Annotated in this window: 13 protein-coding genes and 1 pseudogene; 4 read left to right on the top strand and 10 right to left on the bottom strand. The window is 71.8% G+C overall.

The annotated features are described in order from the left end of the window. Window positions 1-105: 105 nt before the first annotated feature. Both ABVB68_RS13880 and ABVB68_RS13875 read right to left on the bottom strand, forming a co-directional pair. Window positions 106-309 carry a hypothetical protein gene (locus tag ABVB68_RS13880; RefSeq protein WP_030346494.1) on the bottom strand — a complete coding sequence of 68 codons (204 nt, stop codon included), beginning with the start codon at window positions 307-309 and terminating at the stop codon, window positions 106-108. A 382-nt stretch (window positions 310-691) separates the two neighbouring features. Further along, on the bottom strand, window positions 692-973 hold the full coding sequence (locus ABVB68_RS13875) for an acylphosphatase (protein WP_353601275.1): 282 nt from the start codon (window positions 971-973) through the stop codon (window positions 692-694). A 181-nt stretch (window positions 974-1,154) separates the two neighbouring features. Here ABVB68_RS13875 and ABVB68_RS13870 point away from each other — a divergent pair, with 181 nt between their 5' ends. Together ABVB68_RS13870 and ABVB68_RS13865 are read left to right on the top strand one after the other, a co-directional pair. Continuing rightward, a complete protein-coding gene (locus ABVB68_RS13870; protein WP_353601384.1) occupies window positions 1,155-2,366 on the top strand; it encodes a CAP domain-containing protein in 1,212 nt (403 codons plus the stop codon). A 235-nt stretch (window positions 2,367-2,601) separates the two neighbouring features. Continuing rightward, window positions 2,602-2,997 carry a winged helix-turn-helix transcriptional regulator gene (locus ABVB68_RS13865; RefSeq protein WP_353601273.1) on the top strand — a complete coding sequence of 132 codons (396 nt, stop codon included), beginning with the start codon at window positions 2,602-2,604 and terminating at the stop codon, window positions 2,995-2,997. Here the strand turns inward: ABVB68_RS13865 and mutM are convergent. The 8 genes from mutM to recG form a co-directional block, all read right to left on the bottom strand. After that, window positions 2,970-3,830, bottom strand: coding sequence for a bifunctional DNA-formamidopyrimidine glycosylase/DNA-(apurinic or apyrimidinic site) lyase (gene mutM / locus ABVB68_RS13860; protein WP_353601272.1), 861 nt, complete (start codon window positions 3,828-3,830; stop codon window positions 2,970-2,972). The two genes, ABVB68_RS13865 and mutM, sit on opposite strands and share 28 nt — an antisense overlap. 83 nt (window positions 3,831-3,913) lie before the next feature. Beyond that, the gene (gene rnc / locus ABVB68_RS13855; RefSeq protein ID WP_353601271.1) at window positions 3,914-4,771 is read right to left on the bottom strand and encodes a ribonuclease III; all 858 of its coding nucleotides are present in this window, start codon (window positions 4,769-4,771) and stop codon (window positions 3,914-3,916) included. A 7-nt stretch (window positions 4,772-4,778) separates the two neighbouring features. Beyond that, a complete protein-coding gene (gene rpmF, locus ABVB68_RS13850; protein ID WP_003951102.1) occupies window positions 4,779-4,952 on the bottom strand; it encodes a 50S ribosomal protein L32 in 174 nt (57 codons plus the stop codon). A gap of 2 nt (window positions 4,953-4,954) precedes the next feature. Continuing rightward, window positions 4,955-5,608, bottom strand: a complete 654-nt coding sequence (locus tag ABVB68_RS13845) for a YceD family protein (protein ID WP_353601270.1) — start codon at window positions 5,606-5,608, stop codon at window positions 4,955-4,957. A gap of 144 nt (window positions 5,609-5,752) precedes the next feature. Next, window positions 5,753-6,871 carry a F0F1 ATP synthase subunit B gene (locus ABVB68_RS13840; protein WP_353601269.1) on the bottom strand — a complete coding sequence of 373 codons (1,119 nt, stop codon included), beginning with the start codon at window positions 6,869-6,871 and terminating at the stop codon, window positions 5,753-5,755. Window positions 6,872-6,928: 57 nt separating this feature from the next. After that, entirely contained in the window at window positions 6,929-7,408 is a 480-nt protein-coding gene (coaD, locus tag ABVB68_RS13835) for a pantetheine-phosphate adenylyltransferase (protein WP_353601383.1), read from the bottom strand. A gap of 26 nt (window positions 7,409-7,434) precedes the next feature. Further along, window positions 7,435-8,022 carry a 16S rRNA (guanine(966)-N(2))-methyltransferase RsmD gene (rsmD, locus tag ABVB68_RS13830; RefSeq protein ID WP_353601268.1) on the bottom strand — a complete coding sequence of 196 codons (588 nt, stop codon included), beginning with the start codon at window positions 8,020-8,022 and terminating at the stop codon, window positions 7,435-7,437. An 81-nt stretch (window positions 8,023-8,103) separates the two neighbouring features. Then, a complete protein-coding gene (gene recG / locus ABVB68_RS13825; RefSeq protein WP_353601267.1) occupies window positions 8,104-10,323 on the bottom strand; it encodes an ATP-dependent DNA helicase RecG in 2,220 nt (739 codons plus the stop codon). 224 nt (window positions 10,324-10,547) lie between these two features. On the opposite strand from recG, the gene ABVB68_RS13820 reads away from it, so the two are divergent. Further along, on the top strand, window positions 10,548-12,383 hold the full coding sequence (locus ABVB68_RS13820) for an HSP90 family protein (RefSeq protein WP_353601266.1): 1,836 nt from the start codon (window positions 10,548-10,550) through the stop codon (window positions 12,381-12,383). Beyond that, window positions 12,383-14,142 (top strand): annotated as a pseudogene (locus ABVB68_RS13815) (tetratricopeptide repeat protein); the annotation flags it as partial. The gene ABVB68_RS13820 and the pseudogene ABVB68_RS13815, both read left to right, overlap by 1 nt.

The following is a 14,142-nucleotide window of genomic DNA, read 5'->3' as shown; positions in this document are numbered from 1 at the left end:
AACTCTGAGGCAACTCTGACGACCGGGTCTCGGTCGTCCGATCAACTGAGCGGTTGATACGGGCAGCCCAACCACTGCGATTGCTGTTGTGGAGCGATGCAGCGATCAGGTGAGCGCAGGCTCCGCCTGGTGTGCGTCGATGCTCTCCATGATCCTGTCCTGAGAGGCGGCAGCCGTCAGCGCTTCGTTCTCCGCCTGGATGCGTCCGAGTTCGGACTCCAGGTCCTGTACACGCTGCTGCAGCCGTCGCATCTCGGCGAGGAGTCGAGGGTCGGAGCCGCCGACGTAACCGAGAAGCGCCTTTGCCATGATGGATGGTCCTCCACACTGAGTGACCGACCGATGCGGTGTGGGTCGTGAGGGATTCGCACCCTCGGTGCTTGGCACATCAGGGTGTTGCTCTGCAGTTGCTCCATGCCAAACAGCTAAGGTGCGCGGGGCTTTCAGCGTCTCACCAAAAAGTTTGACGGTCAACACGATCACGCCCCGTATTGGCGGGCAGACCCGGGCGCGCGGCCGGAGAACGGCGGCGCTGCGACTCCTGCGGGGACCCTCGGGACGCGACGATCAGCTGTACCGACGGAGCCTGCCACGCCACGCCGTTCTTGGCAACCACCAGGTCGTTTCTGCTTTCCGCATGTGCCCCCGGCAGCTTGCCCCACTCCGGCCTGCGGGTCTGTACAGAACCGGCTCAGCGGATGGCGAAGCCGTCGTAGCCCCCGCGGGGTGTGTCCCAGATCTCGGTGACACCCTCGACCCGTCCGGGCGTGTCGTCACCCTCGAGCCAGCGGAGCAGTCCCTCGCAGTCCGGGCGCGGCCCCTCGGCGACCACCTGGACCCGGCCGTCGGCCAAATTGAGAGCAAAACCACTCAGGCCGCCGATCTCCAGCGCCTTGGCACGCGTGAACCAGCGGAAACCCACACCCTGCACGTGTCCACGCACCCAGGCGACCAGTCGTACTTCCTCGCTCATGGGGGCAACCTAACCGTCCCGTGTCACCCGTGACACATCGCTCCCCCCACGGCATGCGGTAGCGTCCGCTCCCAGCAATCTCATATGAAACTCACTCCTTCGAGTGAGTCGGGTCGACCAGGGGGAGTCACTCGCCGCGCTGACACCGGTCGACCGCGAGCACGAGGAAGAGGGCAAGCAAATGGGACGCCACCGACGCTCCGCCGCCGGCCGCGCCGCCACGGATCACGCCACGGGGGCCACGCACCCGCACGGTCCGGCCGCGGCGGGCGACGGTCCGCAGTCCTCGTCCGCGGGCCGCCCGGTGCCCAGGGGGATCGCGCCCTACCTGAACCCGGAGGCCTACGCCGAGGCCAACGCCAAGGCCCAGGCCTACCTCTTCGCGCAGGGCGCCGGCCCCGGCGCTCCCGGTGCCGACGGGACCACCCCCGCCGCTTCCGCCGCCGGCGGCTCCGCCCCGTCCCCCTTCTCCGCCTCCCCCTCCGCCGGCCACCAGCACCGCAAGAAGATGGGACGGCCGGTGCGCTCGGGTCTGCTCGGGGTGTCGGCGGCCGTCGCCCTCAGCTCGCTCGCGGCGGTGGCCACGGGTGTGATGCCCGGCCTGGAGCACTACCAGCTCGGCGGCAGCACGAACACCACCGGCGGCGACAGCGTGCAGGCAGCGGGCTCCCCCAGCAACACGGCCAGCGAGCAGGGCGGCACTTCGGGCAGCGCCGACGCCACTCCCGGCGCGCCCGCCGGCAACCCCGCGCGCCCGCAGTCCCCGAGCCGGACCGCCCCCGCGTCCACCACGCCGTCCGCGCCCGCCTCCCCGTCCGCTTCCGCTTCCGCCTCGAAGCAGCCCTCCCCCGTGCCCACCCCGTCGAAGACGGCGGGCAGGAGGACGGCCCCCAGGGCGACGCCGTCCACGCCGAGGACCACCCCCTCGCGCAGGACGGCCGCACCGGCCGCGCCGACCGTGCCAAGCAAGGCACCCACGGCGTCGGCGTCCCCCGCGCCGGGGACGGTGACGAACGAGGCGGTCGCCGAGGCCGAAGTGCTCAAGCTCGTCAACGAGGAGCGGGCCAAGGTCGGCTGCAGCGCGCTCGCGGCGAACTCCTCCCTGACCAGGCTGGCCGAGGCGTTCAGCGCCGACATGGCCGCGCGGGGGTTCTTCGACCACACCGACCCGGACGGCGCCTCACCGTGGGACCGGGCCGCGAAGGCCTCCATAACCGACCTCGGCGGCGAGAACATAGCCCGCGGCCAGGCCACGGCGGCAGCCGTGATGGAGGCCTGGATGAACAGCCCCGGCCACCGCGCCAACATCCTGAACTGCGACTTCAAGACCCTCGGCGTCGGCGCCCACTTCGGCCCGGGCGGCCCTTGGTGGACCCAGGACTTCGGCTACTGAGAAAGCCACAGGCCAGACGGCTAAGCCCCCTCCCCTGGGCAACCGGGACCGCGAGGTCGCCAGGGCACGAGTCGCAGGTTCGATGACCTCAGTGGCCCTCATGCCCGTAGTTCGCATCGAGGGGGCATCGCGACGTCCCCCGGACCGTCTGGGGGTGCTCGACGACGGCGAACGGCACTATCCAGGAGTTAGTGCAACCTGGTGGTGAGCGCTGTGCGTGCGTACCCTTGGGGGTATGACCCTCACCAGTCGGGATCACGAGGACCTCGCCTACAACGTCTTCGCCAAGGCCTGCCCCTCACGCGGCACCCTGGAGCATGTGACGGGCCGCTGGGGCGGCCTGACGCTCGGGGCGCTGTACGAGGGTTCGCTGCGCTTCAACGAGCTGCGCCGCCGCGTCGACGGCGTGAGCGAGAAGATGCTGTCCCAGACCCTGCACGCGCTGGAGCGGGACGGACTGGTGCACCGTGAGGCCCAGCCGACGAACCCGCCCCGCGTGGACTACGAGCTCACCGAGCTGGGCCGGCGGGTCGCCGAGCGGCTGCTGGCCCTCATCCACTGTGTGGAGGGCGCCATGGACGACGTCCTCGCCTCCCGCGCGCGCTACGACGACGCGCGCGGGGCTCTCTGACACTTCGGGCAGAAGTAGCTGGAGCGGTTCATCCAGGGGCGGCGGCGCATGGGGGTGCCGCACCGCCTGCAGGGCAGGCCCTCGCGGCCGTACGCGTCCAGGGACCGGTCGAAGTAGCCCGACTCGCCGTTGACGTTGACGTAGAGGCTGTCGAAGCTGGTGCCGCCGACGGCCAGCGCCGCGTTCATCACGTCCCGTACGTGGCCGAGGAGTTCCGTCGTGACCGGGCGGGTGAAGTTCGCCGTCGGGCGCTCGTAGTGGATGCGGGCGCGCCAAAGGGCCTCGTCCGCGTAGATGTTGCCCACTCCGCTGATCAACGACTGGTCGAGCAGCGCCCGTTTGATGGTGGAGCGCTTGCGGCGCAGCGCGTGGTGGAAGGCCTCGTCGTCGAACAGCGCGTCGAGGGGGTCGCGGGCGATGTGCGCGATGACGTCGGGCAGGCCGTCGGCGGTGTTGTCGTGCAACGACAGCCCGCCGAAGGTGCGTTGGTCGACGAACCGGAGTTCCGTGCCGAGGGAGTCGGCGAAGCGGACGCGGATGCGCAGATGCTTCTCGTCCGGCGTCTCGTGCGGCTGCACCAGCAGCTGGCCGCTCATGCCGAGGTGGGCGAGGACGGACTGGTTGGTCTCCTCCAGCGGCAGCCACAGGTACTTGCCGCGCCGGCTGGGGGTGCCGACGTGGTGGCCCTTGAGCCGGTGCGCGAAGTCGTCGGCGCCCGCGATGTGCCGGCGCACGGCGCGTGGGTGCAGCACCTCGACCTCGGCGACGGCGCGATGGGCGACCCAGCGCTCCAGGCCGCGCCGGACGACCTCGACCTCGGGCAACTCGGGCATCGGGACCCCCACGGTGCGGTGGATGAGCGCAGCGCCCGCCCCGTCGTGAACGGCGGGGCGGGCGCTCGGTACTGCTGTTCCGGTCAGGCGGTGGCGGACGACGGGTCGCCGTCCTGGACGGCGGCCTCCTCGGCGCCGTCCTTGTCGGCGGCCTCCGCGGCCGCCTTGGCGCGCTCGTCCGCCGCGGCCCGGATGGACCGCCAGGCGGATTCCGCGGCCTGCTGCTCCGCCTCCTTCTTGCTGCGGCCGGTGCCGGTGCCGTACGAGACGCCTCCGACGCGGGCGGCAGCAGTGAAGGTCTTCTCGTGGTCGGGGCCGGTTTCCGTGACCAGGTACTCGGGCACGCCGAGTCCCTCGATCGCGGTCAGCTCCTGGAGACTGGTCTTCCAGTCCAGGCCGGCTCCGAGGTTGGAGGACTTCTCGATCAGCGGGTCGAAGAGCCGGTGCACCAGCTCGGACGCCGCGTCGAGGCCCTGGTCGAGATAGACCGCGCCGATCACCGCTTCAAGGGTGTCGGCGAGGATGGACGCCTTGTCCCGGCCGCCCGTGCCCTCTTCACCGCGGCCGAGCCGGATGAAGGAGCCCAGGTCGAGGCCGCGCCCGACCTCCGCCAGCGCACGCGAGTTGACCACCGCGGCCCGCAACTTGGCCAGCTGGCCTTCGGGCAGGTCGGGGTGGGTGCGGTACAGCGTGTCCGTGACGACGAGGCCGAGCACGGAGTCCCCGAGGAACTCCAGCCGCTCGTTCGTCGGCAGGCCGCCGTTCTCGTATGCGTAGGAACGGTGGGTCAGCGCGCGCACCAGAAGGGCGGACTCGAGCCGGTAGCCGAGCCGCCCTTCCAGAAGCGTGTGGGACGAGGCCTGATTGTCCAATTTCTTCTTGGCGGGTGCGTCCGCCGTGGCGACTTCCGCCTTCTTGGGACTGGACACAGTGCCTCTCACCGGCCGCTCAGACTTCGAGGACCTGGCGCTTGTTGTAGGTGCCGCAAGACGGGCACGCGATGTGCTGCTGCTTGGGCTCGTGGCAGCGCTCGCACGCAACCAGGGTGGGGACCGCAGCCTTCCACTGCGACCGGCGGTGGCGCGTGTTGCTGCGCGACATCTTCCGCTTCGGAACAGCCACGGCTACTTCTCCTGCTTCTCGTCGGCGTGCGCTGATGGAAGCGCGCCGCCGCTCATCTCGTCCTTCTCGCCGTCTTCGAGTGAACCGGCGAGTCCCTGCAAAGCCGCCCAACGGATGTCGACGGCGTCGTGATGGTGGTCCGGGTCGTCCGTGAGCCGCGCTCCGCACTCGGAGCACAGGCCCAGGCAGTCTTCCCGGCACACCGGCTGCATCGGCAGTGCGAGCACCACCGCATCCCGCAGCAGAGGTTCGAGGTCGAAAAGTCCGTCCTCGAGGAAGTACCTGTCCTCGTCGTCCTCGGCGTCGTCGCCCGGTTCCGCGATCACACGGCCCCGGTCGTCGGCGTCAGGGTACGAGAACAGTTCCTGGAAGTCCGCTTCGAGCTGCTGCTCGATCGGCTCCAGACACCTTACGCACTCCCCCTCGGCCCGTGCACGGGCGGTGCCTGTGACGAGCACCCCTTCCATGACCGACTCGAGCCGGAGGTCGAGCTCGACCGGGGCGCCTTCCGGCACTCCGATGACTCCCTGGAGACCGAGGTCCCGGGGGGCGTCGATCGTGCGGGTCAGGCGCTGCTGCGCGCCAGGCCGCCGCCCCAGCTCGTGTGTGTCGAACACGAGGGGGTTGCGGTGGTCGAGGCGGGCGTTGGAGGCCATTCCTGCTTTCGATCTACGAGCTGGAGGGGGACACCGCCCGCTGGTGTTCCGGGCAGCGTGGATCGCGGGCATACGCGCGACCGAACAGCCAGGATACTGGACCTTTCGCTCAGGGCCCAATCCGGGTCGGTCGGCGGTGTACGGCTACAGTCCCCGGCCCTGCTCGTACGCCCGCAGCTGCTCCGCGCTGATCATGCCGGTGTCGAAGAGGCTGGTCTCGTCGAGGGCGTAGCCCTGCTGGGCCTGCTGGGCCTGCTGGGCCTGCTGGGCCTGCTGGGCCTGCTGGGCCTGCTGCATGTCGTAGGCGGTCTGCTGCTGGGCGTCGTAGGCGCCCTGCTGCTGGTCGTAGCCCTGGTAGCCGTAGGGGTCGGCCTGCTGGTAGCCGTAGGGGTCCTGCTGCTGGGCGTAGTCGGGCTGCTGCGGGAAGCCGGCGTAGGGGTCGGGCTGCTGCTGGTAGCCATAGGCGGGCTGCGGCTCGTACGACGGCTGCGGCGGCGGGGACTGGGCGGGGGGCTGCGGCGCCGCCGGGCGCTCGGCCGGGGTGTCGGAGAGGCCCGCGAGGTCGGCGAGGTAGTCGGCGTCGCTGGAGTGCTGGTAGGTCGTGGTGTCGTCGGCGAGGGCACCGAGGTCGTCGGTGGCGATCCGGCCGTGCAGCTTCTGCCGGCCGCGGCCGACGGCCTCCAGGGTCTTGGCGAGGACCGCCTCGAAGGCGCCGAGCTTGACGTCGACGTACGCGTCGGCGTTGTGGCGCAGGGTCTCCGGGTCCTGGCTGCGCTCGGGGGCGTCCTCGTCCTCGTAGCCGTTCTCGTCCAGGCCGGGCCCGGTGCCGAGGAGCTTCTCGCGGCCGCGGCCGACCGAGCCGAGGGTCTTGGTGAGGACGACCTCGAAGTTGGCCAGCTTGGAGTCGACGTAGTCGTCGGCCTCGGCGCGGATCTCCTCGGCCTCCTGGCGGGCCTCGGCGAGGATGCGGTCGGCCTCGGCCTGGGAGCGGCGGGCGATCTCGGTGTCGGAGATCAGCGAGCCGCGCTGGTTGTGCGCCTCGGTGATGATCCGCTCGGCCTCCAGGCGGGCCTGCTCGACCATCTGCTCACGGTCGCCGATCAGTTCCTGCGCCTGTGCGAGGGAGCCGGGCAGGGCCTGGCGCATCTCCTCCAGCAGCGCGAGCAGTTCGGCGCGGTTGATCACGCAGGACGCCGACATGGGCATGGCCCGGGCGCCGGCGACCGCGGAGACGATCTCGTCGAGCTTCTTCTGGACGTCCACCTGTGCTCGCCACTCTCTACAGCCGGGTTGGGGACGGACGGGACGACTGTAGTCCCATCATTCCTTGCGCAGGCGCGTGTTCAGGGCCGCCAGGACCGGGCCCGGCACCAGGTGGGAGACGTCGCCGCCCCAGGCCGCGACCTCCTTGACCAGGGAGGAGGAGAGGAAGCTGTAGGTGGGGTTGGTGGGCACGAACAGCGTTTCGACACCGGTGAGGCCGATGTTCATCTGGGCCATCTGCAGTTCGTAGTCGAAGTCGCTGACCGCGCGCAGACCCTTGACGATGGCGGGGATGTCCCGCTCCTTGCAGAAGTCGACGAGAAGGCCGTGGAAGGCCTCCACGCGGACGTTGCCGTACTCGGCGGTGACCTCGCGGATCAGCTCGATCCGCTCCTCGATCTCGAACAGGCCCTTCTTGGACTTGTTGATCATCACCGCGACGTAGACCTCGTCGTACAGACGGGAGGCTCGGGCGATGATGTCGAGGTGTCCGTTGGTGATCGGGTCGAACGACCCGGGACAGACGGCGCGGCGCACTTGTGATCCCTCGCTCTCCGGTCCGGTCATCGTGCGTCTTCGCACGTAGAGGCGGCGCGACCGTACCAAAACGTTCCCTCGCCGTAACGACGGGACCGGATCGCCTCGAAGCCGTCCGGCCAGTGGAATTCGCCGCCTCTGGTGCTGCGCTCCACGGTGACGAGGGCTTCCCCGGCGAGCCAGCCCTCCGAGCGGAGTGTGAGCAGGATCTCCCGAAGATCGTCGTCCGTGACGGCGTACGGAGGGTCGAGGAAGACCAGGCCGTACGGCTCGTCCGGCGCCGGCGTCCGGATGATCTGCTCCGCTTTGCCCGCTCTGACCTCGGCCCCCGGGAGGCCCAGGTTCTTCACGTTCTCGCGGATGATCCTCGCCGCGCGGGCGTCGGCCTCGACGAGCAGGGTGTGGCTCGCGCCCCGGGAGAGAGCCTCCAGGCCCACGGCGCCGGAACCGGCGTAGAGGTCGAGGACCCGTTCGCCGTCCAGGGGGCCGCCCAGCAGGGACTGCCAGGTGGAGAAGAGTCCTTCGCGTGCGCGGTCGGAGGTGGGGCGGGTTCCGGTGCCGGGAGGTACTGAGAGGCGCCGTCCGCCGGCCCGGCCGGCGATCACGCGGGTCATGTGTGGTCCTTCTGGTGGGCGACTGTACGTTCATTGTGGCTGGTCGCGCGGTTCCCCGCGGCCCTGTGGGGGCGCTGCCCGTCAGCCCTTTTCCAGGTACTGCTCCCGTTCCTCGTCCAGGAGCGCGTCCAGGGCCGTGCGAAGGCCCGGCAGCCGCTCCAGTTCCGGGTCCGCCGCCACGAGCGCCGCCGCCTCCTGCCTCGCCTCCGCGATGACCTCCTCGTCCTCGATGACCGCGAGAACCCGCAGGCTGGAGCGGGCGCCGGACTGGGCCTGGCCGAGGACGTCGCCCTCGCGGCGCTGTTCGAGGTCGATGCGGGAGAGTTCGAAGCCGTCGAGGGTGGCGGCGACCGCGTTCAGGCGCTGGCGGGCGGGGCTCGCCTCGGGCATCTCGGAGACCAGCAGACACAGACCGGGGGCCGAGCCCCGGCCGACCCGGCCGCGCAGCTGGTGGAGCTGGGAGACGCCGAAGCGGTCGGCGTCCATGATCACCATCGCCGTGGCGTTGGGGACGTTGACACCGACCTCGATCACGGTGGTGGCGACCAGGACGTCCGTGTCGCCGGCCGCGAAGCGGCGCATCACGGCGTCCTTGTCGTCGGGGTGCATACGGCCGTGCAGGGTCTCGACCCGCAGGCCCCGCAGGGGGCCCTCGGCCAGGCGGCCGGCCACGTCGAGGACCGCGAGCGGGGGCCGCTTCTCGGCCTCGTCCTGCGGGGACTTCTTCTTGCCGGCCTTCTTCGGGTCGTCCTCCTCGTCACCGATGCGCGGGCAGACGACGTACGCCTGGTGGCCGTTCTCGACCTCCTCGCGGACCCGCTCCCAGGCGCGGGCGAGGAAGTGGGGTTTGTCGGCGGCGGGGACGACGTGGCTGGCGATCGGGGAGCGGCCGGCGGGCAGCTGGTCGAGGACCGAGGTCTCCAGGTCGCCGAAGACCGTCATGGCCACCGTGCGCGGGATCGGGGTGGCCGTCATGACGAGCAGGTGAGGGGGCTGCTTGCCCTTGCCGCGCAGGGCGTCGCGCTGTTCGACGCCGAAGCGGTGCTGCTCGTCGACCACCACGAGGCCCAGGTCGTGGAACTGGATCCGGTCCTCGATCAGGGCGTGCGTGCCGATGACGAGGCCGGCCTCGCCGGTGGCCAGGTCCAGCAGGGCGCGGCGGCGGGCGGCCGCGCCCATGGAACCGGTGAGCAGGGTCACCTTGGTGGCGTGCTCGGCGCCGCCCAGCATGCCGCCCTCGGCCAGCTCCCCCATCATCTCGGTGATCGAGCGGTGGTGCTGCTGGGCGAGGACCTCCGTGGGCGCGAGCATCGCCGCCTGGCCGCCCGCGTCGACCACGGCGAGCATCGCGCGCAGGGCCACGAGTGTCTTTCCGGAGCCGACCTCGCCCTGCAGCAGGCGGTGCATGGGGTGGTCGGTGGCCAGGTCGTCGAAGATCTCCTTCGAGACCTTCCGCTGGCCCTCGGTGAGGGTGAACGGGAGGCGGTCGTCGAAGGCCGCGAGGATGCCGTCCGGCACGGGCACGCGGGGTACGGCGGGCAGCTGGGTGTCGGCGTGGCGGCGGCGGGCGAGGGCGACCTGGAGCACGAAGGCCTCGTCCCACTTCAGGCGGGCGCGGGCGTCGGCGATGTCCGCCTTGGTGTGCGGGCGGTGGATCTTGAGCAGGGCCTCGGGCAGCGGGAGCAGGCCGCGGCCCTCGCGCAGCGAGTCCGGGAGGGGGTCCAGGGCCTCCTGGGCGCTGGGCAGCACCGTCTGGACCGCCTTGCCGATCTTCCAGGACTCCAGTTTGGCGGTGGCCGGATAGATCGGGATGAGGACGCCGGCCCAGGTCTCCACCGCCTCCTCGCCGTCTCCGCGCAGCAACTCGTAGGCGGGGTGGGCGAGCTGGAGGCGGCGGTTGAAGACGGAGACCTTGCCGGCGAACATCGCGCGGGTGCCCGGCAGCAGCTCCTTGTGGGGCTTGTGCACGCCGGCGCCGAAGAAGACCAGCTGGAGCCGGCCGCTGCCGTCGGTGATCGTGACCTCGAGACGCTGGCCCTTGCCGCGGGGGGCCTTGGCCGAGGCGAAGGTGTGCAGACGGGCATCGGCGACCTGGGCGACCACCGTGACGTGCTCGTCCATGGGGAGGTCGGCGAGGTGGGTGAGCTGGCCGCGCTCCTCGTATCTGCGCGGGTAGTGGTGCAGGAGGTCGCCGGCGGTGTGCAGGCCGAGGTGCTCGGCCATCACCTTCGCGGTGGCGGGGCCGAGCACTGACTTCAGCGGCTGTTTCAGTGACTCTTCCAGTGCGGGCACGGGATCCATTGCACACCACCGCACTGACAATGCCGCAGACGCTGCCCCGCGGATGCGCCGCACGCCGCGGGCGCGGTTTCTTCCGCGACGCCGGAGAGGTCCGTGAAACCCCTGGTCGGGTGCGCTGATCCGGCTCTAGGATGACGCGCTCCGGCCATCCTTTTCGCGGTCACCTCCCCAACCGGTACCGCCCGACCCCGCGCCGCACCTCTCCCCCCGCCGGCGCAGTGACGATGGACTCCCAGACCTCGCAGTCATCCCAGGCATCCCAGTCACCTCACCAACCTCATACGTTTCAGGTCGACCTGCGCGGTCTGGTGGACCTGCTCTCCCATCACCTCTACTCCAGCCCGAAGGTCTACCTGCGGGAGCTGATGCAGAACGCCGTGGACGCCGTCACCGCCCGGCAGGCCCTGGAGCCGGGCACGCCGGCGCTGGTGCGGCTGCACGCCGCGGACGGCGCTCTGCGGGTGGAGGACAGCGGCATCGGGCTCTGCGAGTCGGACGTGCACGAGCTGCTCGCGACCATCGGCCGCAGCTCCAAACGGGCCGAGGGCGTGCAGGAGGCTCGGTCCGACTTCCTCGGCCAGTTCGGCATCGGGCTGCTCGCCTGTTTCGTGGTCGCCGAACGCATCCGGGTGGTCAGCCGCAGCGCCCGCACGCCCGACGCCCCGCCGGTGGAGTGGACGGCCCGGGACGACGGCTCGTACACGGTGCGCACGCTGCCCGCCGCCGAGCGGCCCGAGCCGGGCACGACGGTGTACCTCACCGCGCGGGCCGGGGCCGCCGAGTGGCTGGCGCCCGACCGGGTGCGCGCCCTCGCCCGGGACTTCGGCTCGCTGCTGCCGTACGACGTGCGGATGGGCGAGGAGCGGATCACCGATCTGCCGGCGCCCTGGGACCGCCCGTACCCGGGTCCCGCCGCGCGACGGGGAGCGCTGGCCCGGCACTGCCAGGAGCTGTTCGGCTTCACGCCGCTGGACTCCATCGACCTGGACGTGCCGGTGGCGGGGATCCGCGGGGTGGCGTACGTGCTGCCGTCGGCGGTCAGCCCCGCCCAGCGGGCCACGCACCGCGTGCACCTGAAGGGCATGCTGCTGACCGAGCGGGCCGAACAGCTGCTGCCGGACTGGGCGTTCTTCGTGCGCTGCGTACTGGACACCGACAGCCTGCGGCCGACCGCCTCGCGCGAGTCGCTGTACGAGGACGAGACGCTCGCCGCCGTGCGGGACGCGCTCGGCGAGAGGATCCGGTCCTGGCTGACCGGGCTCGCGGCCGGTGACCCGGAGCGGCTCGCGGCCTTCGTCGCCGTGCACCACCTCGGGGTGAAGTCCCTCGCCCGGCACGACACCGCGATGCTGCGCACGATGCTGCCGTGGCTGCCGTTCGAGACGACCGACGGGCAGCTGTCCCTGGAGGAGTTCGCCCAGCGGCACCCGGTGGTGCACTTCACGCGGACGGTCGAGGAGTACCGGCAGGTCGCGCCCATCGCCTCCGCGCAGGGCGTCGGGGTCGTCAACGGCGGCTACACCTACGACGGCGAGCTGATCGAGGCCCTGCCGCGCGCGCGTCCCGGCACGGTGGTCGCCGAGCTGGACGCGGACACGGTGACCGCGCACCTTGATGCGGTGGACGCGGCCGAGGAGCTGGCGCTGTCGGGCTTCCTGGCCGCAGCGCGGGCCAGGCTCGACCCGCTGGGCTGCGACGTCGTACTGCGCGCCTTCCACCCGCTGTCCGTGCCCGCGCTGCACCTGGACGACCGGGGTGCGCGGCACGAGCGGGCGCGGGCCGAGGCCGAGGAGGGGGCCGACGACCTGTGGGCGGGCATCCTGGGCTCGCTGCGCGGCGGCGCTCCCCGCGCGCGTCTGGTGCTCAACCATCTCAACCCGCTGATCCGGCGGATCGGTGCGCTGCGGGACCCGGAGCTGGTCGGCACCGCGGCCGAGTCGCTGTACGGGCAGGCGCTGCTGATGGCGCAGCGCCCGCTCAGGCCGGCCGACTCGGCGCTGCTCAACCGGGCGTTCATGGGCCTGCTGGAGTGGGCCACGCATGGGGAGAACGGTCGCTGATGGGTGAGATCACCGACCTCGACGCGCTGCGCCGGGCGATGGCGGAGAACGCCGCGGAGCCGGAGGGCCCGGCCCGCAACGCGCGCGCGGAACAGCTGCTCGCGCAGGCGGAGCGGCTGGACGTCCCGCTCGCCGTGATCGAGGCGCTCGGACACCAGCTGAAGGTCTACAACTACAGCTCCGAGAAGGACAGGATGTTCGTCCCCTTCGCGCGGCTGCTGCGCATGTGGGACGAACGGCCCGGGGACTTCGACGAGTACGAGACGCACTCGCTGCACTGGGTCTTCAAGTGGATGTCGGCGGGCATGCTGGACCAGCCGCACATCCCGCTGGCCTCGATCGAGAAGTGGCTCGGCGAGATGGAGCACCGCTACCGGCTCGCCGGGCACTCCGAACGTGCGGTGCGCGGCGCCGAGTTCACCGTGGCCGCGCACATCGGCGACCTGGCGCGGGCCGAGCGGGCCTATGCCGCGTGGCTGGCCGCCGACCGGGACGAGATGGCCGACTGCCACGCCTGCGAGCTGCACGGGCAGGGCACCTGGCAGGTCGAGCGCGGCCGGGACGCGGAGGCGCTGCGGCTGTGGGAGCCGGTGCTGGAGGGCGAGTACAGCTGTGCGCACGAGCCGCACTCCGTCCTCGCGTCCTCGCTGGTCCCGCTCCTGCGCCTCGGCCGGGTGGAGGAGGCCCGCGCGAACCATCTGCGGGGTGTCCGGCTCGTGCGCGCCATGGAGAGCATGCGTGGCGCCTACGCCGACCACGTGGAGTTCTGCGCGCTGACGGGCAACGAGGCCCGCGCTCTGGAGCTGCTCGCCCAGCGGCCCGCGTACTTCACGGACAACGGGCATCCGCGCAGCCGGCTGGAGTTCATGGCCGTCGTGACGCTGCTGATGGAGCGGCTGACCGCGCTGGGACTCGGCGGCCGGCAGGTGCCGGGGCCCGCCGGGCGGACGTGGACCGCTCGGGAACTGGCCGTCCACGCGCGCGCGGAGGCGGCGGAACTGGCCGGGCGCTTCGACGCCCGCAACGGCACCTCGTACACGGGCGACCGGATACGGGCGCGCATGGCGCGGGATCCGCTGGTGGAGCGGCTGCCGCTGGGCGTGCGTACGGCGCGTCCCGCGCCCGCCCGGGCGCCGGCCCCACCCGCGCCGCCGGGGACGGCGGAGACGGCGGGGACGACAGAGACGCCGGGGACAGCGGGGACGGCAGAGACAGCGGTGGACGAGCCCGGCCTCGCGGCCCTGCTCGCCGAGGCCCGGCGGATGTCGGACACCTTGCGGCCGCACGCGCTGGAGGCCTGGGCGGCGGTGGCACGGGCGGCGCGGGGCGCCGGCCTGGGGCCGCGGGACCGGGCGGAGATCGCCGACCACGAGGCGATGGCCCGGGGTCCGGAGGGCGTCGAACTGTTCGAGCGGGCGGCCGCGCTGTACGCGCAGGCGGGCGACCCCGGCGAGGCGCTGGCGGCACGCGCCCGTGGGGCGTACGTCCGCGCCCTGGGCGGCGAGGTGGACGCGGCCCTGACCACGGTCGCGGGCCTGTACGACGAGGTGCTCGCGCTGTACGCCGACGAGGCCACCGGGGTGCGGCAGACGGCGTCGGTGGTGATGAGCCGGGCCCGGATCCTGATGCGGCGGGTGCCCGAGGACCCGTACGAGGACCCTCGAGGGGACCTGCCCGAGGACCCGCACGAAGACGCTCAAGGGGACCTGCCCGAGGACCCGCACGAAGACGCTCAAGGGGACCTGCCCGAGGACCCGCT

It is taken from the genome of Streptomyces sp. NPDC096012 (assembly GCF_040426375.1).
GTDB lineage: Bacteria > Actinomycetota > Actinomycetes > Streptomycetales > Streptomycetaceae > Streptomyces.
This window is presented reverse-complemented; position numbering and strand designations above follow the sequence as displayed.